Source organism: Plantibacter sp. M259 (genome assembly GCF_006065115.1).
Classification (GTDB): Bacteria; Actinomycetota; Actinomycetes; order Actinomycetales; family Microbacteriaceae; genus Plantibacter; species Plantibacter auratus.
Map to the genome: position 1 here is coordinate 473,288 of NZ_CP040750.1, position 22,422 is coordinate 495,709.

Below are 22,422 nucleotides of genomic sequence, written 5' to 3' on the forward strand. Positions count from 1 at the left end.
CAGCGCGGGACCACGAGGGTCACGCCTGCGCGAGCAGGGTCTGCAGGTAGCGTCCGTACCCGCTCTTGACCAGCGGCGCGGCGAGGACGGCCAGCTGCTTGTCGTCGATCCACCCGGCGCGCCAGGCGATCTCCTCGATGCACCCGACCTTGAACCCCTGTCGGTCTTCGATGACGCGCACGTACTCGGACGCCTGCATCATCGACTCGAAGGTTCCGGTGTCGAGCCAGGCGGTCCCGCGGTCGAGGACCTGGACCTGCAGGGAACCCTGCTCCAGGTAACGCTCGTTCACCGTCGAGATCTCGAGCTCACCACGCGCTGAGGGCTCGATCGTCTTCGCGATCTCGACGACCGAGTTGTCGTAGAAGTACAGACCGGGAACGGCGTAGTTGCTCTTCGGCTTCGCCGGCTTCTCCTCGATCGAGATCGCGGTGAAATCGTCGTCGAACTCCACGACGCCGTAGGCGGTCGGGTCTGCGACCTGGTAGGCGAAGATCAGCGCACCGTCGATGCTGTTGTGGTTGCGGAGGGCGGAACCGAGACCCGTGCCGTGGAAGATGTTGTCGCCGAGGACGAGCGCGACGCTCTCGTCACCGATGAACTCCTCACCGATGATGAAGGCCTGGGCGAGTCCGTCGGGCGAGGGCTGGACCGCGTACTCGATGCGGATGCCGAGGTCGGCCCCCGTACCGAGGAGCGCACGGAACTGCTCGTTGTACTCCGGCGTCGTGATGATGAGGATCTCGTCGATCCCAGCCATCATCAGCGTCGACAGGGGGTAGTAGATCATCGGCTTGTCGTAGATGGGCATCAGCTGCTTCGAGATGCCCTTGGTGATCGGCCACAGACGTGTGCCGGATCCTCCGGCCAGAATGATTCCTCGCATAACTCATGCAGTCTAGTCGGAGTTCGCGTCGGCGATCTGACGGCGACGAAGCGCCCATGGGTGCCGACGTTCAGTCGCCGCGACGCCGTACCGCTCCGCTGAACTTCCGCACCGGTGCCGTGAGCTTCCAGCTCGTGCTCGATCGAACGGCCTCGAGCTGCTGACGGAGCCCGAGGGCTTCCGCCGCCGCGGCGGCAGCACGCTGTTCCGCCTGTGCGAGTTCGCCCTCACGGCGAGCGAGCGCCTCCCGCGCCGCAGCGTCCTCGTTCCGACCGTTGACGATGCCCGAGAGGTCGGCGCCGAGCCGCTCGTACGCGTCGCGGACCCGCTCGGGTTCCTGAGCTGCGGCCTCGAAGAACCGCACCATCGTGTCGGGCAGGGCCGAACCGACGCCCAGGACGCCGAGGCCATGGTTGTGCTCGAACGTGAAGGAGGGGTGCCTGGTCTTGATCTCATCCCAGAAGCGCCAGACTCCGAACCCCTCCTGGTGCTCCGAGATGTCGTGGAAGAGGACCACGGCGCGCTCGGAGAGCTTGGGCCGCCAGGACTCGTAGTCGTGGATGACGTCTTCGTATCCGTGACGACCGTCGATGTGCAGGAGGTCGATCGTGCCATCTGCGAACTGGTCGACCGAGTCGTCGAAATAGCCGCGCAACAGGGTCGACGATGCGGAGAACTCGCGGCTGTTCACCCCGGCGACGTACTCGTACACCTCTTCTCCATAGGCACCGGCCTGGTCGTCTCCCTGCCAGGTGTCGAGCGCGAAGGTCTTCGTGTCCAACCCGAGGCGACGGAACGCCTCGCAGAAGGCGAAGTAGGAATAGCCGTAGTGGGTGCCGAGTTCGGCGAAGACGCGCGGTCGGACGGCCTCGGCGATCCAGAAGGCGAACGGGGCGTGCTCGACCCACGCCGAGAGTGGGAAGAACCTCGGCTGCCAGAAGGCCGCGGGACCGAGCCAGTCCGGCTCGATCACCACGGATGCCGAGCCGACGAGCGACCGGTTGGCGGGCTCGCTCATACGATCAGCTCGACCGGAGCGACGCGTAGAACGCCCGGGCGTCGTCCCACGTCGGCAGCAGGCCGGCCGCTGCCGCCTCCGACAGGCCGGGAGCCTCGGTGTCCTTCGGCGACAGGAGCGGCGTTCCAGCCGCCTCCGGGATCACGAGTCCGATCTCCGGGTCGAGCGGGTTGATACCGTGCTCGCGGTCAGGACGGTACACGTCGGTGACGAGGTAGCTGACGGTCGCATCGTCGGTCAGCGCCACGAAGCAGTGCCCGAGCCCCTCGGAGATGAAGATCGCCTTGCGGTCGGTGTCGTCGAGCAGCACCGAGTCGACCTGGCCGAACGTCGGCGAACCGACGCGGATGTCGATGACGTAGTCGAGGACCGCGCCGCGCGTCGCCGTGACGTACTTCGCCTGCCCGATGGGGATGTCGGCGAAGTGGATGCCACGGACGGAGCCGCGCTTGGACACGGAGGTGTTCGACTGGGCGAGCTTGATCGAACGACCGCTCGCCTCTTCGAGCTTGTCGAAGCGGTACCACTCCAGGAAGACACCTCGGTCGTCGCCGAACTGCTTCGGCGTGATCTCGTAGCTGTCTGGGACGTTCAGTTCTCGGATCTGCACCCGGCGATCCTACCAATCCGTCGACTGCCGCGGCACTCTGTGACAACGCTCACAGCGCACGGAGCGGCGTCCCCTGTGATACTCGAACGATCGGTTTCGTCGTTTGGGAGCAACATGGAGCGGCTCAAGAGGCTCGCAGAGCGCGTCTGGTTCGGCATCGCGCAGTACGCGCTCAAGTTCGGCGTCGTCGGGCTCATCGGGTTCGGCATCGACATCGCCCTGTTCAACCTGCTGCGCCTCGGCGTGTTCGGACACGACCACGCCCTGCAGTCGCCCATCGGGGCGAAGGCCGTCAGCGTCTCGGTCGCCATCGTCTTCAACTGGATCGGCAATCGCTACTGGACCTTCCGAGAGCACCGTCGCAAGAACTTCGTCCTCGAGCTCGTCGAGTACGTGGTCGTGTCGCTCGGCGGCATGGGGATCGCGCTCCTCTGCCTCTACATCAGCCACTACGTTCTCGGGTACGACACGCTCCTCGCCGACAACGTCGCGAGCAACGTCATCGGGCTGGGCCTCGGCACGCTGTTCCGGTTCGCGTTGTACCGCTACTGGGTCTACGGACACCATCGCAAGGACGGTCTCGCATCGGCAGCACGCGTCGAGGAAGCACAGCGGACGATCTTCGAAGAGCCTCCACCGCGAACCGGCACGGTCACGGAGCCGACAGACCGCCCTTCCCTCGGCTGAGGCGGACACCGGCTGTGCGGCGGCGCGGGGTGTCCGGTCTCGGCCGTCCAGATCGCCCGAAGCCCCACAGGTTACGATGACTTCGCCCCATCGGAGAGGAACCACACCTTGTCTTATCTCATCACCGGAGCCTCCGGCATGCTCGGCCATGACCTGCAGGAGGCCCTCGCGGGCCGTCCGGTCACCGCCCTCGGCCGCGCCGAGCTCGACGTGACGGATCTCGAGGCCGTCCGCGCCGCCGTCGCCGGCCACTCGGCGGTCATCAACGCCGCCGCTTACACGAAGGTCGACGACGCCGAATCGAACGAGGCCGACGCGGCCGCGGTGAACGCCATCGGAGCCCGCAACCTCGCGGTGGCCGCTCGTGAAGCCGGAGCGAAGCTGGTCCAGGTGTCCACCGACTACGTCTTCGACGGCTCCGCCACCTCGCCGTATCAGGAGGACCACCCGCTCGCGCCGATCAGCGCCTACGGTCGCACGAAGGCCGACGGGGAGCGAGCCGTCCTCGCCGAGCACCCGAACGGCGGCTACATCGTCCGGACGGCGTGGCTCTACGGCAAGAACGGACCGAACTTCGCCGCGACGATGGCGAAGCTGGCGGCGAACGGCGTCGATCCGGCCGTCGTGACCGACCAGCTGGGACAGCCGACCTGGACGGCGGACCTGGCTGCGCAGATCGTCGCGCTCCTCGACGCCGACGCGCCGGCTGGGGTGTACCACGGCACGAACGCCGGACAAGCCTCCTGGTACGAGTTCGCACAGGCCGTCTTCGTGGCGGTCGGCGCGGACCCTGCCCGGGTCTCCCCCACCGACAGCTCTGCGTTCGTCCGTCCCGCGCCGCGCCCCGCCTACTCGGTGCTGGGTCACGACGCTTGGGCCGTCGCAGGTCTGGCGCCGATGCGCGACTGGCGCGAGGCCTTCGAAGCAGCGACGCAGCACGGCGTCGTGACGGCACCGTGACGACGCTCCGGGTCGTCGTCGACCAGATCGTCGCTCCGGTGGCCGGCGGTGTCGGCCGGTACTCCGAGGAGCTCACCCGCGAGATCATCGCGAGCGCCCCTCCCGGCTGCGACGTCGAAGGCATCGTCTCCGCGGTGTCGAAGGAGAAGGTCGACCTCCTCGAGTCGAAGCTGCCGGGCCTCGCAGCCCTGCACCGTACGACGCTGCCCCGACGTGAGCTCAGCGCCGCCTGGCAGCTCGGTATCGTCACCCCGGGCGCCGGCAACGGCATGGTGCACGCGCCGGGTCTCCTCGCTCCGCTCAGCAGGCACGACCGCATGAACGACGGCAATCAGATCGTCGTCACCATTCATGACACGCTCGCCTGGTCGCACCCGTCCTCGCTGACGCCCTTGTCGGTCAGCTGGCAGAAGGCCATGGTGAAACGCGCCCGAAAACACGCCGACGCCATCGTCGTCCCGACCCACGCCGTGGCAGACGAACTGCGTCAGATCATCGACCTCGGCGACCGGGTCCGCGTCATCGGAGGCGCCGCCGCATCGACCCTCGCCCTCCCCACGGATGCCGACGGCCGAGCACGGACGCTCGACCTCCCCTCGGAGTACCTCGTCTCGGTCGGCTCACTCGACCCGCGTCGCGGCATCACCGAGCTCATCACCGGGCTCGGTCGTCCGGGAGCACCTGACCTGCCGCTCCTCATCGTCGGCACCGACAGTTGGGGAGACGTCACGCTCGCGCAGGTCGCCGACGAGGCCGGTCTTCCCGAGGGCCGCGTGCGAGCACTCGGATTCCTCGACGACGCCGACCTGGCCGTCGTCCTCGACCGCGCCACCGCACTCGTGTACCCGAGTCTGGCCGAGGGTTTCGGCCTACCGCTCGTCGAGGCCTTCCGCTTCGGCACTCCCGTCATCCACTCCGACGTGCCCGCGCTCGTCGAGGTCGGCGGCGGAGCCGGTGTCGTCGTCGAGTCCGGCGCGAAGGGCTACGCGGACCGTCTGATCGCCACCATCAACGACGTCATCGGCGACAGTGAACGACTCGCTCGACTGCGGATCCTCGGCATGGACCGCGAGCAGGCGTTCAGCTGGCGTGACTCCGCAGAGCGCGTCTGGCAGTTGCACGCCGAGATCTGACCGGTCCCGGTGGACCGGTCGCGGGGTCAACCCGCGTCGGTCGGGTCCGCGGTCGGTGTCGGCGGCCAGAGCGTGTCCTGGACGGTCTGCTTGATGAGCCCGTAGTCGGGCTCGGTGGGGTCGATGAGCGGCGGCACGAACTCCACGCTCGCGAGGCCGGCGGTCTTCGTCTTCCCGGCGAGGTTCACGAAGTATCCGAGCATCGACTGCGGGACATCCGTCTTCACGACATCCGGGCTCGCCGCCGCGATCTCCTGGAAGCGCAACAGGACGTTCGTCGGGTTGAACTGCTTGAGCATCGCGTCCTGGAGTTCGCGCTGGCGGGCGATCCGGTCGTAGTCGCTCGTCGAGTGCCTGGAGCGCGCGTACATGAGCGCTGTCCGACCGTCCATGACCTGCTTACCGGGCTCGATCCACTCGGTGACGTCGTTGAGGTCCTCATCGCCGTCCATCGGGAGCCGCTGCGTCGGCGTCATGGTGATACCGCCGAGCGCATCGATGAGCGTCGCGAAGCCCTGCATGTCCACAAGGACGTAGTACTGGATCTTCAGGCCGGTCGCGCCTTCGGCCGCCTGCTTCATGGCCTCGATGCCTGGCTCGCTCCCCGCGGCCTCGGCCTTCGGGAACAGCTCGGGGTTCTTGAGCTGGATCTCCGTGTAGATCGAGTTGAGCTGGCAGACGTCGACGTCGCAATCGTCTTCATAGCCGTAGCCGTTCGGATACAGCGAAGCCATCTCGGACCCCTCCGGGAACGGCACGGGATCGAGGTCACGCGGGAGCCCGAATGCGGTCGCTTTGCCCGTCTCGGCGTTGACGGCGACGACCGAGGTGCTGTCGGGTCGCAGTCCCTCACGGTCGGCGCCGGCGTCACCCCCGAGGAGGAGGAAGGTGTAGTACCCGTCGACCGGGTCGACCGGGGCGGTCTGAGCGAAGATCGAGCCGATCGTGCCACGTGCCGAGCCCGCCACGACCGCACCGTAGCCCGCTGTCCCGGCGACGGCGACGAGCGCCAACGTGGCGAAGAGCGCGACACCGAGCCGCGCGTTCGGAGAGGCTCGGACGAGGCGGACGAGGCGCAGGGTGTCGAGCGTGAGAACGACCCACAGGATGGCGTAGAGAGCGAGGAGCACCTGCACGGCGGTCAAGGTGAACCAGTTCGTCGCGATGGTGATGACCGGGGCGGGCCACAGCAGGTAGGCGACGACGGCCACGATCGCGAGCACCCAGAGTGACAGGGTGCAGAAGAGTCCGAACCGCCCGAGCTTCCGGTTCCCGGCGAGCACCTGTGCAGAGCCGGGATCAGGAGGTTGAGGACGACGAGCCACCAGGCGCGCTTGGTCATCACCTCGCGTGAACGGGTGTCGGGATACCGCATCGGCTTCGCGGCGGTGGCTGCACTCGTCATAGCTGCGCTTTGAGGTTCCGGTTCTTCTCCTCGACCGAGTCGGCGAGGGCCTCGGCATAGGCGACGAGTGCCTGGTGCAGGGCGTCGTCGGCCGTGGCGAGGATCTTGACGGCGATCAGCGCGGCGTTCTTCGCGCCGCCGATCGAGACGGTCGCGACCGGCACGCCCGCGGGCATCTGCACGATCGACAGGAGCGAATCGAGGCCGTCGAGGCGGGAGAGCGGCACCGGCACGCCGACGACCGGCAGGGTCGTGACGGAGGCGAGCATCCCGGGGAGGTGCGCCGCGCCGCCGGCTCCGGCGATGACGACCTTCACGCCACGGCCGCGGGCGGCCTTGCCGTAGGCGATCATCTTCTCGGGCGTGCGGTGGGCCGACAGCACCTCGACCTCGAACGGCACGCCGAAGTCGCGGAGCACCTGCGCCGCGTCGCTCATGACGTTCCAGTCGGAGTCCGAGCCCATCACGACGCCGACGAGCGGCGGGGCGTCAGGGGACGAGGCGGAGTTCTCGGGCATGAGCACCATCGTAGATCGCGGTGGCTGAAGATCAGCTCAGGACGCACCGCAGCTGGCGGACAAGCCCTCCTCAAGGGGACCCCAGTCCGGGGACGCCTCCGCACCGCGCAGCGCACCGATCAACTGGTGTCTGGGACAATCGGCGGATGAGCACGTCGACCGCGGACGGATCCGCAGCACGCCACGAGCCACCCAGCCAGCGGGAGCTGCGGCGGTGGCGCGGGTACCTCGCCGACGAACGCGCTGAAGCCGCCGTCTACCGCGATCTCGCTGGCCGGCGGAGCGGTGAGGAGCGCGACATCCTGCTCGCGCTCGCCGAGGCCGAGAAACGCCACGAGTCGCACTGGATCGCCCTGCTCGGGGATGACATCGGCAAGCCGCAACGCGGTGACCTGCGGACCCGGCTGCTCGGCTGGCTCGCGAGGCGGTTCGGATCCGTCTTCGTCCTAGCGCTCGTCCAGCGCGCCGAGTCGCGCTCGCCCTACGCGACCGAACGGGCGGCCACCGAACGCATGGCCGCCGACGAGCAGATCCACGAGGAGGTCGTCCGGGGCCTGGCCGCCCGAGGACGCAACCGCCTGTCCGGAACCTTCCGGGCAGCCGTGTTCGGAGCGAACGACGGACTCGTCTCGAACCTCGCGCTCGTCATCGGCATGAGCGCCACCGGCGTCGGCAACGGCGTCGTCCTCGCCGCCGGGCTCGCGGGCCTCCTGGCGGGCGCGCTGTCGATGGGAGCCGGCGAGTACGTCTCGGTCCGGTCGCAGCGGGAACTGCTCGAGGCGTCCAGCCCCAACCCGGCGGCCGACGACGCCCTCCCCCACCTCGACGTCGACGCGAACGAACTCGCGCTCGTCTACCGGGCACGCGGCATGGAGGTGGGCGAAGCCGAGGCCCACGCAGCGGACGTCCTGGCCCGCGTCGGCGCCGGCACCTACCAGCGCGAGGCGCGCGCGGCGATTGAGCACGAGGCCATCGGGACCGGGCTCGGCGCCGCGCTCTCGAGCTTCTGCTTCTTCGCGTCCGGCGCCGTCATCCCGGTCCTGCCCTACCTGTTCGGGCTGCAGGGTGTCGCTGCGCTGCTGGTCGCCGCGCTCCTCGTCGGGGTGGCCCTGCTCGGCACCGGCGCCGTCGTCGGGCTCCTCTCCGGAGGGCCACCGCTCCGCCGGGCACTGCGACAACTTGCGATCGGGTACGGCGCTGCTGCGGCGACCTATGTGCTCGGCCTGCTCTTCGGTGCGAACGTCGGCTGACCGACCGTCGGCCGTCTGCCGCGCGACACCCGAAACCGAAGCGAACCCGTCATCTGCCGTCCACGAGTGCGTCACCGACGTTCCCTACGCTGAGCCCGCCGTCCGTCGACCCGGACGGCGGAGGAGGGCGCGTGAGGCAGCTGCAGGACCGGATCGGCGCGTCTCCCCTCCTCGGAGCGGTTCCGCGCACGCAGCCCGACATCCAGCTGCTCCGCGCGATCGCCGTCCTGTCCGTCGTGGTCTTCCACCTGTCGTCGAGCCTCCTGCCCGGTGGGTATGTCGGCGTCGACGTGTTCTTCGTCGTCAGCGGGTATCTGATCACGAGCCATCTCGCACGCCAGGCCGACGAGACGGGACGCGTCGACCTCCCGGCGTTCTGGGCCCGCCGGATCCGGCGACTCCTGCCGGCCGCCCTGCTCGTCCTCGCCGTCACCGCCGTCCTCATCTGGCGGTTCGCACCGCCGAGCGCGTGGACGCAGTTCTTCACCGAGACCGTGGCGAGCGCGACCTCCTGGGAGAACTGGTTCCTGGCGGGGAGTTCCGTCGACTATCTCGCACAGGGCAGCGCCGCGTCACCGGTCCAGCACTTCTGGTCGCTGTCCGTCGAAGAGCAGTTCTACCTCGGCTGGCCGCTTGTCGTCGTGCTGTGCGTGTGGCTCACGCGGCGACGACCGTGGGCCCTCCGCCGCACCCTCGGAGTGGCGCTCGGGATCATCGGTGCCACCTCACTCCTGTGCTCGATCCTGTACACGGCGGCGGACCCGGCACCGGCGTATTTCGCCACGCCGACCCGTGCCTGGGAGTTCGCGGCCGGCGGTCTGCTCGCACTCCTCGGGCCGGTCGTGGTCGTGCACCGCGCCCGGTGGCGGACGGCCTCCGGTGTCCTCGGCGTCGTCCTCCTGGCGGTCGCACTGGTCGCCTTCACCGAGCGGACGGCGTTCCCCGGGATCGCCGCCGCCCTCCCGGTCCTCGGGACGCTCCTCGTGATCGTCGGTGGGTCGTCGACCCACCGGTGGTCCGTGACGACCATTGCGCGCACGCGTGCGTCGCTCCTGCTCGGCGATCTCTCCTATTCGCTGTACCTGTGGCACTGGCCGCTCATCGTGGTCGCACCGTGGGTGCTCGGCGTGCCCGTCGCGCTCGACGACCCGCTCGGTTGGGCGATCGCGGCCGCTCTCCTGGTCGTCGCCGTGGTCCTCGCTGCGCTGACGAAGCGGTTCGTCGAGGACCCCGTCCGACGAGCCCCCGTCCTCGCGCACGCGCGCTCCGCACGGACCGTCATGCTGGCGGGCGCGGCGACCGCACTCGTGCTCTGCATCCCGACGGCGGGGTTGCTGACCGTCGCCGCCGAGGAACGCACCCTCGCGAGCACCGTGGACGCCTACGTCGCGGACGGCGAGCCGTGTTTCGGTGCCGATGCGGCCGTGTCGGGCTGCACCAATCCGGCGTTGGCGGACGAACTCCTGCCGCCGCTGTCGGTGCGGACCGAGGACACGGGCGACACCTTCCGGTGTTCTGCGGCGGCCGATGCGCCGGTCTTCCCCGGCTGCACCTTCGGTTCCGAGCGGCCGGACGCCACGCGGGTCGCGCTCACCGGGAACTCGCACGCCACGATGCTCATCCCCGGACTCGTCGATCAACTCGAGGCCCACAACTGGCGACTCGATGTGTACGTCGGCAAGGGCTGCGAGTGGCGGGAACCCGGACCGGACGACCGGGCGGTGTGCACGGCCCGGCGGACGCTCATGCAGCAGGCGTTCACCGGTGAGCGACCGTACGACATCATCCTGGTGACCTCCAAGAGTCCGGACGAGACCTCGGTGGCCGAACAGGCCGCGATCCGCACCGCGACGCTCGCGGCCTGGAGACCGGTGCTCGAGCAGGGGACGTCGATCGTGGTGCTGCGGGACAATCCCCGAGTGCCGACCGAAGCCGCCGCGTGCGTCGACCGCACGAGCGCCGCCGAGCTCATCGCAGGGGCGTGCGCCTTCCCCGTGGCCGAGGCGTACCCGACGTTCGACCTGAACACCGCCACGGCGGCGATGACCGACGGTGCCGTGCCGGTCGTGGATCTCGGCGAGCTGTACTGCGCGGCCGGGACCTGTCCGCTCGCCGTCGGGAACGTGCTCGTCTATCGCGATCTGCACCACATCACGGCCACCTGGTCGCGGACCCTGGGCCCGTTCCTCGTCGACCGCATCCGAGCCGCCACCTCCCGAGGGTGACCAGTCCATGATCGGGTGGAGTGCCAGCGCGGTGCGCTGACGCGAGGGTGTCGAACCCGGCGTCGGCGCGGTGCGCTGACGCGAGCGCGGCGGAACCGGCACGAGCGCGAGGCACACGCGTGAGCGCGCCCCTCCGGAGACCCGCGCTCACGTCCCCGACCCGCGGTGACGTCAGCGCACCGCGCTGGCGACCACCCACGGGAGCTCGGGCGCAGGAGCGGTCAGGCGGAGGTGGGCTCGTACTGCCGGCGGTCGCCGACGACGCCCGCAAAACGGAACGGCGCGCTGGTCTCGCGCGGACGGTCGGAGTCGTGGACGTCGGCCGATGCCGCGTCCTCGAGGAGCTGCAGGTAGCGCGCGTCGTCGACGACCGTCCGCGCATCGAGCTGCGCACGGTTCAGGTCGCTCCGCAGAGCCGAGCGGTAGCCCGGACGCACGATGCCGCTGAAGCACTCCGCGACCGCACCCGAGCCGTAGCTGAGGAACGCGATACGCCGACCGGTGAGGTCGTCGTCGCCGTCGAGCAGCGCGAGCAGCGCGAGGTACACGGAGGCCGTGTAGCTGTTCCCGATCCGGCGGTTGTACCCGGTCGTCGGCTCGATCTGTGCGTCCAGCTCCTCCTGGGTGCGCTCGGAGCCGAGCGACTTGGCCAGGTGCCGGTGCGCCTTGATCGCCATCTTCGTGAACGGCTGGTGGTAGCAGAAGTGGTCGACCTCGGAGAAGTCCGCTCCGCCGCGTGACCGGTAGTCCGCCCAGGCACCCTCGATCGCGTCCTGGTAGGCGGAGATGGACAGCTTGCCGTCGACGATCGCCGTCGCGCTGTGGTTCGGGCGCCAGAAGTCCATGACGTCCTGCGTGTAGACGCCGGTCGCGGTCTCGAGCTCGAGGATCGCCGGATCGGCGGCCACGAGCATGGCGACGGCCCCGGCACCCTGCGTCGGCTCGGCGTTGGAGTGCAGTTCGTACCGCGCGACGTCACTCGCGATCACGAGGACGGTCTCCTCGGGGTTCCGCGCCACGAGCGCAGCGGCGAACTGCAGCGCCGCGGTGGCCGAGTAGCAGGCCTGCTTGAGCTCGACCACCCGGACCGCCTGCGGCAGGCCGAGCAGCCGGTGCACGTAGACGCCAGCGGACTTCGACTGGTCGATCCCGGACTCGGTGGCGAACAGGACGGTCCGGAGGCGGTCGCTGCCGTGGCGTTCGATGATGGGCGCGGCAGCAGCGGCCGCCATCGTGACGATGTCCTCGTCGGCGGCCGGGACGCTCATCTCGCTCTGGCCGAGACCGACGTAGTACTTGGCGGGTTCGACACCGAAGCGCCCCGCGAGCTCGGCGAGGTCGATGCGGTTCGCCCCGGTCGCGAAGGCGATGTCGTCGATGCCGACGGCGGGGCTGGTGGTCTGGTTGGTGTTCACGTGCGGGGTGCTCCGTTCGAGCGTCGACGATGCACCGGTCCCCCGGTGCGGTGGGAGGGTCAGGCGGGCGCGCCGGCTGCGGTCTGCGCGCTGCGTTCGAGCTTCAGGTGGGCGGCCATGAGCTCGCCGGGGTTGGTCTGCGCGGCGAGGAGTGACAGTTCGCCACACCAGACGGCGGCAGCGCACAGGACGGCAAGTCGCCGGGCGTTCGCGCCGGGTTCACGGTCCTCGCGGCACCCGAGGCGGGCGAGGTTCTCCTCGACGAAGCCGAGCCCCTTGCCGTTGCCGACCGTGCCGACGATGAGGTTCGGCAGGGTGCAGGAGAAGTAGAGGTCGCCGTCGTGCACCTCGGCGTGCGTGACGCCCTGCGAGCCCTCGACGATGTTCGCGGCGTCCTGGCCGGTCGCCAGGTAGAACGCGAGCAGCATGTTGGCGTAGTGGGCGTTCGCGCTGCGCAGGCCACCGGCGAGGATCGTCCCGACGAGGTTCTTGCGCACGTTCAGCTGCACGATCTGCTCGGGCGTCGTGTGCAGGAACCGCTCGACGATCGCCCGCGGGATCGTCATCTCGGTGACGACGTTCTTGCCGCGACCCAGAATGCCGTTGACCGCGGTCGCCTTCTTGTCGGAGCAGAAGTTGCCGGAGATCGAGCCGTACCGGAGCATCGGCCAACGCTCCATGATGTACGGCATGAGACGGTCCGCCGCGAGCGTGACCATGTTGTGGCCGGACGCGTCACCCGTGCGGAACTCGAGGCGCAGGAAGAGCAGGTTGCCGGCGATCTGCGAGTTGATCTCGATGAGTTCTGCGAAGTGGCTCGACTGGGCGACGACGGCCTGCAGCTCGGGCAGGCTGCGCTCGATCTCGCGGAGCGCCTGCAGGGCGTCGCCGGCCGAGTCGACCTCGAACAGGACGGAGCGGCTCATCCGCTCGTCGACGAGCGTCGCGCGGATGCCGCCGGGGACCATGGAGGAGATGCGGGCGCCCCGACGGACCGACGGCCAGAGCGGGCTCTCGTAGGTGGCGAGCGGGACCTCCTGCTCGCCCTCCATGACGTTGCCGCTCAGGTGGAGCGGACCGATCCACTTGAGTGGGACCGGTGCGACGCCGTCGGGTTCGTTGCTCATGCGTGGGGTTCCGTTCCGCCCCGGAGGACGTCATGCTGCTCGGCGAAGGCACGAGCGTAGGTGGATCTGATGGATTCGACCGCGTCGTCGTCGGTCCGGCTGATCTCCGACGGCCCCCACGGGCTGTGGGCGGCGTCGATGAGTCCGGTCGGCGGGTGCACCGTGAGCGGGAGCCGCTCGATGCCGTGCGCCGACCAGTCGTCTTCGAGGGCGGCGGTGGAGACGGACTGGCCGATGAACGCGATGCCGCAGTCGCCACCACCGGCACCGGACGACTTGGCCGCCCCGCCGAGGCGCTCGGCGGCGTCGCAGAGCTGCGCGAGCGCGGCGGTCTCGATGTCGACACCGGCGTCGCGACCGAGACCGGCGAGCGTCGCGCGCGCGGAGCGGACGGCACCGAGCACGAGGGCCGGGTCCTCGTCGTTCAAGCCGATCGTGAGGGCGTCGACGGCGGCGCGGCTGGCCGCGAGGAAGGAGGTGTAGTGGGCGGTCTCCGCCCACTTGCGGGACTGCAGTTCATCGACGAGACGCGTGGTCGAAGCGGGCTCGCCGGTCCAGCCGACGAGGAGCCGGAGCGAGGTGGGCGGCGACAGGCGCTCGAGCCCCAGCTCGGCCCAGGGGTCGCGGAGGGCGGCGAGCACCCCTTCGCGGTGGCGCACCTCCCGCAGCCGGGCCCGGTCGGGCGAGGTGTAGCGGAGCCAGCCGCCGAACATGCTCGCCGCGAGGTCGCCTCCGGAGGCTGCCGGTGCGACGTCGATGGTGGCGAGGATCGCGAGCTTGAGCATCTGCGTCCGCGTGAGGTCGAGCTGGTAGAACTCGTCGAGGGCGCGGATGGTGGCGGTCGTCACGGCCGCGCTCGAGCCGAGGCCGAACTTCCGGCCACTCGCGTCGTCGAGCTCGCTCGTGATGGACAGGGCGGAGAACCGCTGCGCCACGCCGAGTTCGGCGACGAGGGTCTCCATCGTGCTCACGGCGGAGAGGACGTGGTCGAGCGGGCGTTCCTCGTGTTCGACGACGACCCCGTTGCGGTTGCGACGCCAGATGATGGGCGCCCGGCCGTACTGGTCGGAGAAGATGCGGCCCTCGTGCTCGCTCGCCTCGAGGCGGACGGTGACGCACCGGTCGACCGCGACGAGGATGGAGGGGTGCCCTGGTTCGACGACGGCGTACTCGCCGGCCACGAAGAGTTTGCCGGGCGCCTTGATCTCGATCATCGCGCTCCTTCCGTTGTCTGCTCGCCCGCCGATCCGCCGGGCTCCGAGGTGATGAGCCTCGCGCCCCGTCCGGCTCTGGCGGGGATGACGCCGATGTCGGGCTGCGCCTCGAGGATCCGAGTCGCGAGCTCGTCGACCGCGTCGGCCCGACACAGGATCTTCACGTTCGGGCCGGCGTCCATCGTCGCATAGCATTCGAGGCCGTCGCCTCTGAGGTTTGCGACGAGATCGAGCAGTTCCACGCTCGCCGGTCCCCAGTACCTGACCGGCGGCTCGGCGCCGAGCATCGTGGCGTGCATCCGCATCGCGTTCCGCTCGGCGATCGTGCCCACCGCGGTGAAGTCGGCGCGGGCGATCGCAGCGAGCATCTCCTCGAGTTCGACGGGGGTGCGTTCGACCCAGGCGGGGTAGTACGGGGAGGTGTCGACCGTGCGCCGCATGCCGTCGCGGCTGGAGACCGACTTGGCCCGGGCGTCGAGGACGGTGAGGACCATGCCGAGCTCGAGTCCGGGCGCGGGGACCGCCTCCGCGAAGGAGCTCTCGTCGTCGTGCCCGGCGTGCCAGACGGCGATCCCGTCGAAGATCGAACGGGAAGCCGATCCCGAGCCACGGCGGGCCAGCCGGGAGAGGGCACGCCGATCGAGGTCGAGTCCGAACGCGGTCGATGCGGCGAGCGCCAGCGCAGCGAAGCCCGAGGCGGAGGAGGCGAGGCCGGCGCCCGTGGGGATCTCGTTGTGGGAGTCGACGGTGACGCGCTCGTCTCGGCCGGCGAGCGCGCGCACGAGGTCGATGAAGCGCGTGACGCGGGAGCGGGCGGTGCCCTCGAGGGCTCGTCCGCCGAGGAGCACGACGTCGTCGACTGCGTCCGTCAGTCGCACCGTCGTCGTCGTGGGCGCTGCGTCCAGGGTCAGTGAGAGGCTTCCGGTCCACGGGAGGATGAGCGCCTCGTCCCGCTTGCCCCAGTACTTGACGAGGGCGATGTTGGGGTTGGCCAGCGCGGTCGCGCTGCCCTCCTCAGAGGCGGTCGTCGCGAGCTGTTGCGGGGTCAGGGTCACGCGTAGTCCTCCGCGTCGATCGTCCAGGTGCCGAGTGCTCCGGCCTCGAGGAGGGCTTGCGAGATGCGTCGGGCTGACGCGGGGTCTGCGGCGAGGGTGATGATGCATCCGCCCTGCCCGCCGCCCGTGAGCTTCGCGCCGAGGGCGCCGTTCGCCGCGGCGACCGCGATGAGCGCGGTGATGGCGGGGTGGCCGGCGCCGAGTTCGTCGAGGACGACCCGCGCCGCGTTCATGCGGGTCCCGAGGTCGTCGCGGCGGTCCGCGGCGAGGTCGGCGACGCCCGCCACGGTCCCGCGTTCGAGCTCGGCCAGGAGCGCGCGACCACGCTCGGGGTGCAGCTCGACGAAGGCGCGGACGTCGGCGACCGCCTTCCGGGTCGACCCGCGCGCACCGGTGTCGGCCACGACGAAGCTGCCGCCGAAGCGGATCGGCGGATGCTCGACGCGGCCGGCGGTGAAGAGGATGGGCGTCGAGGCGCTCGTGGCCCGGGCGTCGAGACCGCTGGGCGTCCCGTGGGCGACGCGTTCGCCGCGCTGCACGAGCTCGAACCGGTCGGCGTCGTCGAGCGCCACGCCGTGCAGGTCGGCGACGGCGTCCACGATCGCGTTGGCGGCCGCGGCACTCGAACCGAGGCCTCTGCCGATCGGCAGGGTCCCGCGGACGACGACCTCGACACCGGCCGGTGCGGCACCGACGTGCGCGAGGGTCTCGAGGACGGTGGTCCCGAGCGGATCGGAGGCGTCGAGCGGGCCGAGCGAGATCTCGGTGTCGAGGACCGAGGCCCCGTCGATGCGTCGGGCGGTCGCCTCGACCCGGAGCGACGGGATGGGCAGGGCGACGGCTGGAGACCCGTACACGACGGCGTGCTCGCCCAGCAGGATCGCCTTGGCGTGCGCGAAGCCGCGACCGGTCGCAGCCGTGTGCTCTGTCGTCATCTCACCATTCTGGTCCGAAAAACATGCAGCTGGCTGCACATCGGTCGTCCGGTCGCGATCCGATCCACCACGGGGCAGGCTCGTGAGCCGTCCCGCAGCGCATCCGGGCGCTGCACGATGGGCCGTCGACGGGAGCCGCCGGAGCGCTCACGGCGTGTCCCATGCGTACCGGAAACACCCAGCCTACGCCGAACGGCCCGGTTCGGCTCGTTACGGTTGAGTGGGCGGGACGGCCCGGTTAGTATCGGAACACCTCCATTCATGCAGACGACGGCCGCCGCACCCAGCGCCCGCGTCGACACGGACCCTCCCTCCAGCGACGTAGATCCGGTCCCGTCATCTCACCGTCTCCGGGCCGTCCAGCGCCCGCATTCCGAGGGGTACCCCGTCGTGATCTCGTCTTCCGTTCCACCGCGCCCGCGCACCGCAGCACCATCGCCCCTGCCCGACCTCGTCGATCGCCAGACCGACAAGAGCGACTGCGGCGTCGGCTTCATCACCCGCAAGGACGGCGTGCAGAGCCACGACGTCATCGCACTCGGCGACACCGCCCTGTGCGCCATCCCCCACCGCGGCGGCATGTCCTCCGAGGGCGTCGGCGACGGAGCGGGCGTGCAGATCGACCTCTCGGTCGACTTCTTCAGCTCCCTCGTCGGCAAGCAGCTCGTCGCCGGGCGGTTCGGCGTCGCGAACGTCTTCCTCCCGGTCGACCACGGTCGGATCGGTGACGCCGAGGCGCTCATCGAACGTTCGCTCGGCGAGGCCGGCTTCACCGTGCTGCTCGCCCGTGCCGTGCCGACGGTCAACGCCGTCCTGCGCCCGAAGGCCGTGCAGTACCAGCTGCCGATCCGGCAGTGGATCTTCGAGCCCTCGGACGACGCCTCCACGGAGGACCTCGACCGGCGCGCGCACGCGGCCCTGCTCGCGATCGAGGCGACCGCCTACACGGACCTCACCCTCGACGGCCTCTACCCGCTGTCGCTCAGCACGCGCACCCAGGTCCTCAAGGGACGCCTCAACTCCGGCGAGGTCATCCCCTACTTCGCCGACCTGGCCGACCCCCTGCACCGGGTCAGGACCCTCGCCTTCCACACCCGGTTCTCGACGAACACCGCTCCCCACCCGTCGATGGCGCAGCCCTTCCGCCTCATGGCGCACAACGGCGAGCTCAACACCGACCGCAAGAACCGCCTGTCCGAGACGGCGCTGGCGGCGTCACGTGGCCGGAAGATCATCCGGGCCAGAGGCCAGTCGGACAGCTCGCGACTCGACCAGACGCTGCACAGCCGCGTCGTCGAGGACGGCCTCGAACTGCTCGAGGCGGTCGTGTCCGTCATGCCCCCGGCTTGGGAGAACGATCGCACCCTGAGCCGCGAGGTGCGCGCGATGCTCGAGTACTTCTCGCTCGTCGAGGAGAAGAACGACGGCCCGGCCGCGCTCATCTTCAACGACGGGACGACCGTCGGTGCCCGGCTCGACCGCCTCGGCCTGCGTCCGTTGCGCAGCGTCGAGACGGCCGACTACCTCTGCGTCACCTCCGAGGCCGGGCAGCTGCCGTTCCCGGACGACGAGGTGGTCCACCGCGGTCGTATCGAGGCCGGCGGCATGCTCGCCTACGACCACCGCACGGGCACGCGCCTCCGCACGGGCGAGGCGCTCGAACTCCTCGCGGCGCGCAAGGACTACCCGGCGATGCTCGCCGCATCGGCCACCGACCTCGACGCGCTCGAGGACCGGGGCGTCCCGGTGCCGGCACCGACGGCTTCGGCGGACGACGCCTTCGCCTACCGCGGTGGCCTGAGCCAGGTGCAGCGCTACGTCGCGTACTCCCTCAACCAGGAGAGCTTCCGGTTCATGACGGACCCGATGCTCGCCTCGGGCAAGGAGCGGATCTCGGCGATGGGCTACGGCAACGCCATCAACGCCCTGTCCGACCAGGAAGGCGGCCTGGCGAAGTACTTCTCGCAGCGCTTCGCCCAGGTGACCAACCCGCCGCTCGACAGCATCCGTGAGGCGGACGGCATGACCCTCCGGGTCGCGCTCGGCCCGAAGCCCGGCAGCGGCACGATCGGAACGAAGCAGCTCGTCCTCCGATCCCCCATCGTCAGCGAGGACGAACTGCGGCGCCTCAGCGCTCAGCACGAGTCGCCGGTCGCGTGGTTCGACATCCTCTACCGGCCCGAGGTGGACGCGCAGGCGAACGCCGACGCGCTCGAGGCCGCCGTCGAGCGCGTGGCCGCGGAGGTCGCCGGGTTCGCCGCAGAGAACGGTGGCATCGCGATCCTCAGCGACCGTGGCGTCCACGCGGAGGGTGCCGCCCTGCCACTCATCCTCGTCGTGGCGGCCGTCAACCAGCGACTCATCGACGACGGCCTCCGGCTCCGCGTGTCCCTCGTGGTCGACAGCGGCCAGCTGCCGTCCTCGCACCACGTCGCCTCCGCCCTCGGCTTCGGTGCGTCGGCCGTCCACCCGCTCGCGGTCCGTCTGCGTGCCGAGCAGCAGCACCCCGACGAGGTGGAAGCAGCGTTCCGCCGGTTCGCCTACGCCGCCGAGAAGTCGCTCCTGAAGACCATGGGCCGGGTCGGCCTCTGCACCGTCGAAAGCTACATCGGCGGCGAGTTCTTCGAGCCGAACTATCTCGACACGAGCGACCCCGTGCTCGCGCGCGCTTTCCCGCACCTCCGCGCCCCCGTCGGCGGCGTCGGGTTCGCCGGGATCGCCCGGACGGCGAGCGCCTGGCACCAGCGCGCCCTGACGACGTCGAGCGACGCGGACGTCCCGCTCCTCGGCCTGTTCAAGGAACGCGCCGAGGGCGCCGGCCACTCCTACGGGACGACCGCGGTCCGCGGCTTCGTCGACCTCACCGAGGAGCCCGTGCAGCTGCCGCGAGCGGATACGACGGCCGTCGACCGCGACGGCGGCACGCTCGGCGACGACCCGCTGCGCCTCCACACCATCGGGAACCTCGAGGACGCGTTCGGGATCGACGACGACGCCTACCAGCACACCTCCTTCGACGCCCTCGACGACGACGAGATCGACGCCTTCACCATCACGCCCGGCTACCGCTCTTTCGTCCAGTCGATGACGACCGAGCGGCGCCGTCGCCCGGCCGCGCTCCGCGACGTGCTCGTGCTGCCCGAGGACATCACCCGGCTGACGACCCCGGAGGAGTTCGCGCGCGAGCTCGACCGGCTCGGCCCCGTCGGCAACTCCTCGATCGTCGTCCGTGGCCTGCGTGCGACGCGGACCGAGCAGGGCCGGCACCGGCTGCAGCTCACGGGACCGCTCGCGGGCGACCTCACCCGGGTCTCGGCGCTCGGCGAGTACTACGTCCACCGCTTCGGCGGCGAGGTGACGGGTCACTGGATCTCCGGTGGCGACCTCATCGTCGAGGCGACGGGGTCCGCCGACGACTACTTCTCGATGCTCGTCGAGGGTGCCGAGAGCATCTCGACCGACCTCGTCCAGCCGGCGAGCGAGATCACCCGATCCCTCGCGTCTGGGGCGATGAGCCACGGCGCCCTCGTGGCGACCGCGCACGAGGCGGTCGCGCACGGCACCAACATGGTCGGCGGGATGTCGAACAGTGGTGAGGGTGGCGAACACCTGTCCCGCTACGGGACGATCCGCGGCTCGCGCATCAAGCAGTTCGCCTCCGGGCGCTTCGGTGTCTGGGCCGGCTACCTCGCCGACCCGATGCTGCAGGAGCTCGAGATCAAGATCGGCCAGGGCGCCAAGCCCGGCGAGGGCGGTCAGCTCCCGGCTCCCAAGGTGACGGTGGACATCGCAGCCGCCCGGGGTGGCACGCCCGGCATCGAACTCGTCTCGCCGCCGCCGCACCACGACACCTACTCGATCGAGGACCTCGCGCAGCTCATCCACGACTGCAAGGCGGCACGGGTCCGCGTCGTCGTCAAGCTCGTCTCCTCCGAGGGCATCGGCACGATCGCCGTCGGCGTCGCCAAGGCCGGTGCCGACGTCATCAACGTGGCCGGCAACACCGGTGGTACCGGCGCCGCCGCCGTGACGAGCCTCAAGTACGCCGGACGCAGCGCCGAGATCGGCATCGCCGAGGTCCACCAGGCCCTCAGCGCGAACGGTCTGCGGTCGAAGGTCACCCTGCGCTGCTCCGGCGCGCACCAGACCGGTCGCGACGTCGTCATCTCCGCCCTGCTCGGGGGCGACAGCTTCGAGTTCGGGACCACCGCGCTCATGATGCTCAAGTGCGTCATGGCGAAGAACTGCAACGTGAAGTGCCCGGCTGGTCTCACGACCAACCCGGAGACCTTCGACGGCGACCCGCGCGCGCTCGCGCAGTACCTCCTGAACATCGCGCACGACGTCCGCGAGCGGCTCGCCATCCTCGGCCTCCGCTCGCTCCGCGAAGCCCGCGGTCGCACCGACCTCCTCCACCTCGTCGACCACCCGGCAGCCGTCGCGGACCTCGACCTGCGCGCCATGCTCGCGGTCGTCCCCGAGGTCGTCGTCACCGACCCCGTGTACCTGGAGAAGGACTTCACGCTCGACGACGCCCTCATCGAGCGGGTACGGGCAGGACTCTTCGACGACGGCCGGACGACGCTCGACCTGGGCGCCGAGGACGCCGACGGTGGGATCCGCCTCGGCAACCGCTGGCGTTCCGTCGGCGGGCAGCTCGCGATCGACCTCGAGCGCATCCTCAACCACGAGCTCGACGACGCCCAGGCGGCGGCGATCCCCTCGGTCGTCACCGACGACCGTGGCCACCGTTCCCTCGCCGCCGACACCGTGACCATCCGCACCGAGCACTCCGCGGGGCAGTCGTACGCGGCGTTCTGCGTCGACGGCCTGCACTGGCGGCACACCGGCACCTGCAACGACGGCGTCGGGAAGAGCGCCTCCGGTGGCACCATCGCGATCCTCTCCCCCGGCGGCGGCAGCTCGGAGGACGGCGGCAACGTCCTCATCGGCAACTTCGCGCTCTTCGGGGCGACCGGCGGACGCACTTTCGTCCAGGGCGAGGCCGGCGACCGCTTCGCCGTCCGCAACTCGGGCGCCACCGCGGTCGTCGAGGGCGTCGGCGACTACGCCTGCGAATACATGACCAATGGCGCCGTGCTGAACCTCGGCGGCTTCGGGATCGGCTTCGGCAACGGGATGAGCGGTGGCTTCGTCTACCAGTACGACCCGCGGGGCGAACTGCCGAGCAAGGTCAGCGCGGACTCCCTCCTCCTCGGATCGATCACCGAGGGCGAGCAGGCGGCGTTCCACGAGGCCGCCGTGCTCCTGCTGCTGGAGTGGCACGTCGAGGCGACCGGCTCGCCGCTCGCCTCCCGGTTGCTCGCCGACTGGGACACGGCCAGGCACCAGTTCGTGTTCGGCATGCCCCGCGCGCTGCTCCTCTACCAGGACAGCGACGCGATCCTCGCGGCCAAGAGCCGCAAGGAACTCCTCGACGAGCTCGGCGCGGCCCTCGCGGCACAGCAGCTCCGCACCTTCAAACTCGACTACCGCGACCGCCGACCGGTCCGCGGCGGTCGCGCCCCCGGACTCGGCGAGCCCGCGGCGGACCCGCAGGACGTCTACGCGCTCCTCACGAGCTACACGGTGCTGAAGCTCGCCCAGGAGGTCGCGCTGTCCCGCACGCCCGGCGTCGACGACCCGTCGCACCCGCTCGTGCAGGCGAGCGTCCGCACGCTCATCCTCACCGAGGACTTCTTCGTCATGCAGCGGGTGCAGCGGGCGGCTCGAGAGCTGCTCGAGCGGTACGACGACGGGGCGCTCGCCGCCATGATCGCCGCGAAGCGACTCCACGACTATACGGAGGCCCTGCGCCTGCGGAACGTGCGGTCGATCGACCACCCGGGCACCACGGGGTGGATCATGCACCAGCACGCAAAGAACCGTGCCCGATCCGCAGCGACCGGTGGCACCGAAGCACTCCTTGCATCGGCCGCTCTGGCCGAACTGACGCTGGCGGGTGGCCGATGAGCGCGCCCGGC

General features: G+C 70.2%; 16 protein-coding genes. 6 read left to right on the forward strand and 10 right to left on the reverse strand.

What is annotated here, in order from left to right; translation table 11 throughout:
* Positions 1 to 19: 19 nt before the first annotated feature.
* From rfbA to FGL15_RS02160, 3 genes are all read right to left on the reverse strand, one after another.
* Entirely contained in the window at positions 20 to 886 is an 867-nt protein-coding gene (gene rfbA / locus FGL15_RS02150; protein ID WP_138944769.1) for a glucose-1-phosphate thymidylyltransferase RfbA, read from the reverse strand.
* A gap of 70 nt (positions 887 to 956) precedes the next feature.
* On the reverse strand, positions 957 to 1,904 hold the full coding sequence (locus FGL15_RS02155; protein ID WP_138944770.1) for a class I SAM-dependent methyltransferase: 948 nt from the start codon (positions 1,902 to 1,904) through the stop codon (positions 957 to 959).
* Positions 1,905 to 1,908: 4 nt separating this feature from the next.
* On the reverse strand, positions 1,909 to 2,514 hold the full coding sequence (locus FGL15_RS02160) for a dTDP-4-dehydrorhamnose 3,5-epimerase family protein (RefSeq protein ID WP_138944771.1): 606 nt from the start codon (positions 2,512 to 2,514) through the stop codon (positions 1,909 to 1,911).
* 114 nt (positions 2,515 to 2,628) lie between these two features.
* On the opposite strand from FGL15_RS02160, the gene FGL15_RS02165 reads away from it, so the two are divergent.
* The 3 genes from FGL15_RS02165 to FGL15_RS02175 all read left to right on the forward strand — a co-directional run bounded on the left by FGL15_RS02165 (position 2,629) and on the right by FGL15_RS02175 (position 5,294).
* Positions 2,629 to 3,201, forward strand: a complete 573-nt coding sequence (locus FGL15_RS02165) for a GtrA family protein (RefSeq protein ID WP_138944772.1) — start codon at positions 2,629 to 2,631, stop codon at positions 3,199 to 3,201.
* A 108-nt stretch (positions 3,202 to 3,309) separates the two neighbouring features.
* On the forward strand, positions 3,310 to 4,161 hold the full coding sequence (gene rfbD / locus FGL15_RS02170) for a dTDP-4-dehydrorhamnose reductase (protein ID WP_138944773.1): 852 nt from the start codon (positions 3,310 to 3,312) through the stop codon (positions 4,159 to 4,161).
* Positions 4,158 to 5,294 carry a glycosyltransferase family 1 protein gene (locus FGL15_RS02175; RefSeq protein ID WP_138944774.1) on the forward strand — a complete coding sequence of 379 codons (1,137 nt, stop codon included), beginning with the start codon at positions 4,158 to 4,160 and terminating at the stop codon, positions 5,292 to 5,294. The genes rfbD and FGL15_RS02175 overlap by 4 nt, the downstream gene beginning before the upstream one ends.
* 26 nt (positions 5,295 to 5,320) lie before the next feature.
* On the opposite strand, the gene FGL15_RS02180 is transcribed toward FGL15_RS02175, so the two are convergent.
* Both FGL15_RS02180 and purE read right to left on the reverse strand, forming a co-directional pair.
* Positions 5,321 to 6,577, reverse strand: a complete 1,257-nt coding sequence (locus FGL15_RS02180; protein WP_370281999.1) for an LCP family protein — start codon at positions 6,575 to 6,577, stop codon at positions 5,321 to 5,323.
* Between the two features lie 118 nt (positions 6,578 to 6,695).
* A complete protein-coding gene (gene purE / locus FGL15_RS02185; RefSeq protein WP_138944775.1) occupies positions 6,696 to 7,217 on the reverse strand; it encodes a 5-(carboxyamino)imidazole ribonucleotide mutase in 522 nt (173 codons plus the stop codon).
* Positions 7,218 to 7,363: 146 nt separating this feature from the next.
* Here purE and FGL15_RS02190 point away from each other — a divergent pair, with 146 nt between their 5' ends.
* Both FGL15_RS02190 and FGL15_RS02195 read left to right on the forward strand, forming a co-directional pair.
* Positions 7,364 to 8,467 (forward strand): VIT1/CCC1 family protein, encoded by a 1,104-nt coding sequence (locus FGL15_RS02190; RefSeq protein ID WP_138944776.1) that lies wholly within the window; start codon positions 7,364 to 7,366, stop codon positions 8,465 to 8,467.
* A gap of 131 nt (positions 8,468 to 8,598) precedes the next feature.
* The gene (locus FGL15_RS02195; RefSeq protein WP_168223282.1) at positions 8,599 to 10,692 is read left to right on the forward strand and encodes an acyltransferase family protein; all 2,094 of its coding nucleotides are present in this window, start codon (positions 8,599 to 8,601) and stop codon (positions 10,690 to 10,692) included.
* Between the two features lie 221 nt (positions 10,693 to 10,913).
* Here FGL15_RS02195 and FGL15_RS02200 read toward each other — a convergent pair whose 3' ends face one another.
* Genes FGL15_RS02200 through mvk form a run of 5 tightly spaced genes read right to left on the reverse strand, consistent with a single transcriptional unit; the run spans position 10,914 to position 16,438 of the window.
* Positions 10,914 to 12,107 (reverse strand): hydroxymethylglutaryl-CoA synthase, encoded by a 1,194-nt coding sequence (locus tag FGL15_RS02200; protein WP_138944778.1) that lies wholly within the window; start codon positions 12,105 to 12,107, stop codon positions 10,914 to 10,916.
* A 59-nt stretch (positions 12,108 to 12,166) separates the two neighbouring features.
* Positions 12,167 to 13,234: a hydroxymethylglutaryl-CoA reductase gene (locus FGL15_RS02205; RefSeq protein WP_138944779.1), complete on the reverse strand. Its 1,068-nt coding sequence runs from the start codon at positions 13,232 to 13,234 to the stop codon at positions 12,167 to 12,169.
* Positions 13,231 to 14,448 (reverse strand): phosphomevalonate kinase, encoded by a 1,218-nt coding sequence (locus FGL15_RS02210; protein ID WP_071262515.1) that lies wholly within the window; start codon positions 14,446 to 14,448, stop codon positions 13,231 to 13,233. Before FGL15_RS02210 ends, FGL15_RS02205 begins: the two co-directional genes overlap by 4 nt.
* Positions 14,445 to 15,503: a diphosphomevalonate decarboxylase gene (gene mvaD / locus FGL15_RS02215; RefSeq protein WP_240773730.1), complete on the reverse strand. Its 1,059-nt coding sequence runs from the start codon at positions 15,501 to 15,503 to the stop codon at positions 14,445 to 14,447. Before mvaD ends, FGL15_RS02210 begins: the two co-directional genes overlap by 4 nt.
* Entirely contained in the window at positions 15,500 to 16,438 is a 939-nt protein-coding gene (gene mvk, locus FGL15_RS02220) for a mevalonate kinase (RefSeq protein ID WP_138944781.1), read from the reverse strand. The genes mvaD and mvk overlap by 4 nt, the downstream gene beginning before the upstream one ends.
* A gap of 390 nt (positions 16,439 to 16,828) precedes the next feature.
* Here mvk and FGL15_RS02225 point away from each other — a divergent pair, with 390 nt between their 5' ends.
* On the forward strand, positions 16,829 to 22,411 hold the full coding sequence (locus FGL15_RS02225; protein ID WP_240773732.1) for a glutamate synthase-related protein: 5,583 nt from the start codon (positions 16,829 to 16,831) through the stop codon (positions 22,409 to 22,411).
* Positions 22,412 to 22,422 lie beyond the last annotated feature (11 nt).

Bases quoted from the DNA above. Each gene is read 5' to 3' on its own strand.
- rfbA (WP_138944769.1), bottom strand. From the start codon at position 886: ATGCGAGGAATCATTCTGGCCGGAGGATCCGGCACACGTCTGTGGCCG.
- FGL15_RS02155 (WP_138944770.1), bottom strand. From the start codon at position 1,904: ATGAGCGAGCCCGCCAACCGGTCGCTCGTCGGCTCGGCATCCGTGGTG.
- FGL15_RS02165 (WP_138944772.1), top strand. From the start codon at position 2,629: ATGGAGCGGCTCAAGAGGCTCGCAGAGCGCGTCTGGTTCGGCATCGCG.
- purE (WP_138944775.1), bottom strand. From the start codon at position 7,217: ATGCCCGAGAACTCCGCCTCGTCCCCTGACGCCCCGCCGCTCGTCGGC.
- FGL15_RS02190 (WP_138944776.1), top strand. From the start codon at position 7,364: ATGAGCACGTCGACCGCGGACGGATCCGCAGCACGCCACGAGCCACCC.
- FGL15_RS02205 (WP_138944779.1), bottom strand. From the start codon at position 13,234: ATGAGCAACGAACCCGACGGCGTCGCACCGGTCCCACTCAAGTGGATC.
- FGL15_RS02210 (WP_071262515.1), bottom strand. From the start codon at position 14,448: ATGATCGAGATCAAGGCGCCCGGCAAACTCTTCGTGGCCGGCGAGTAC.
- mvk (WP_138944781.1), bottom strand. From the start codon at position 16,438: ATGACGACAGAGCACACGGCTGCGACCGGTCGCGGCTTCGCGCACGCC.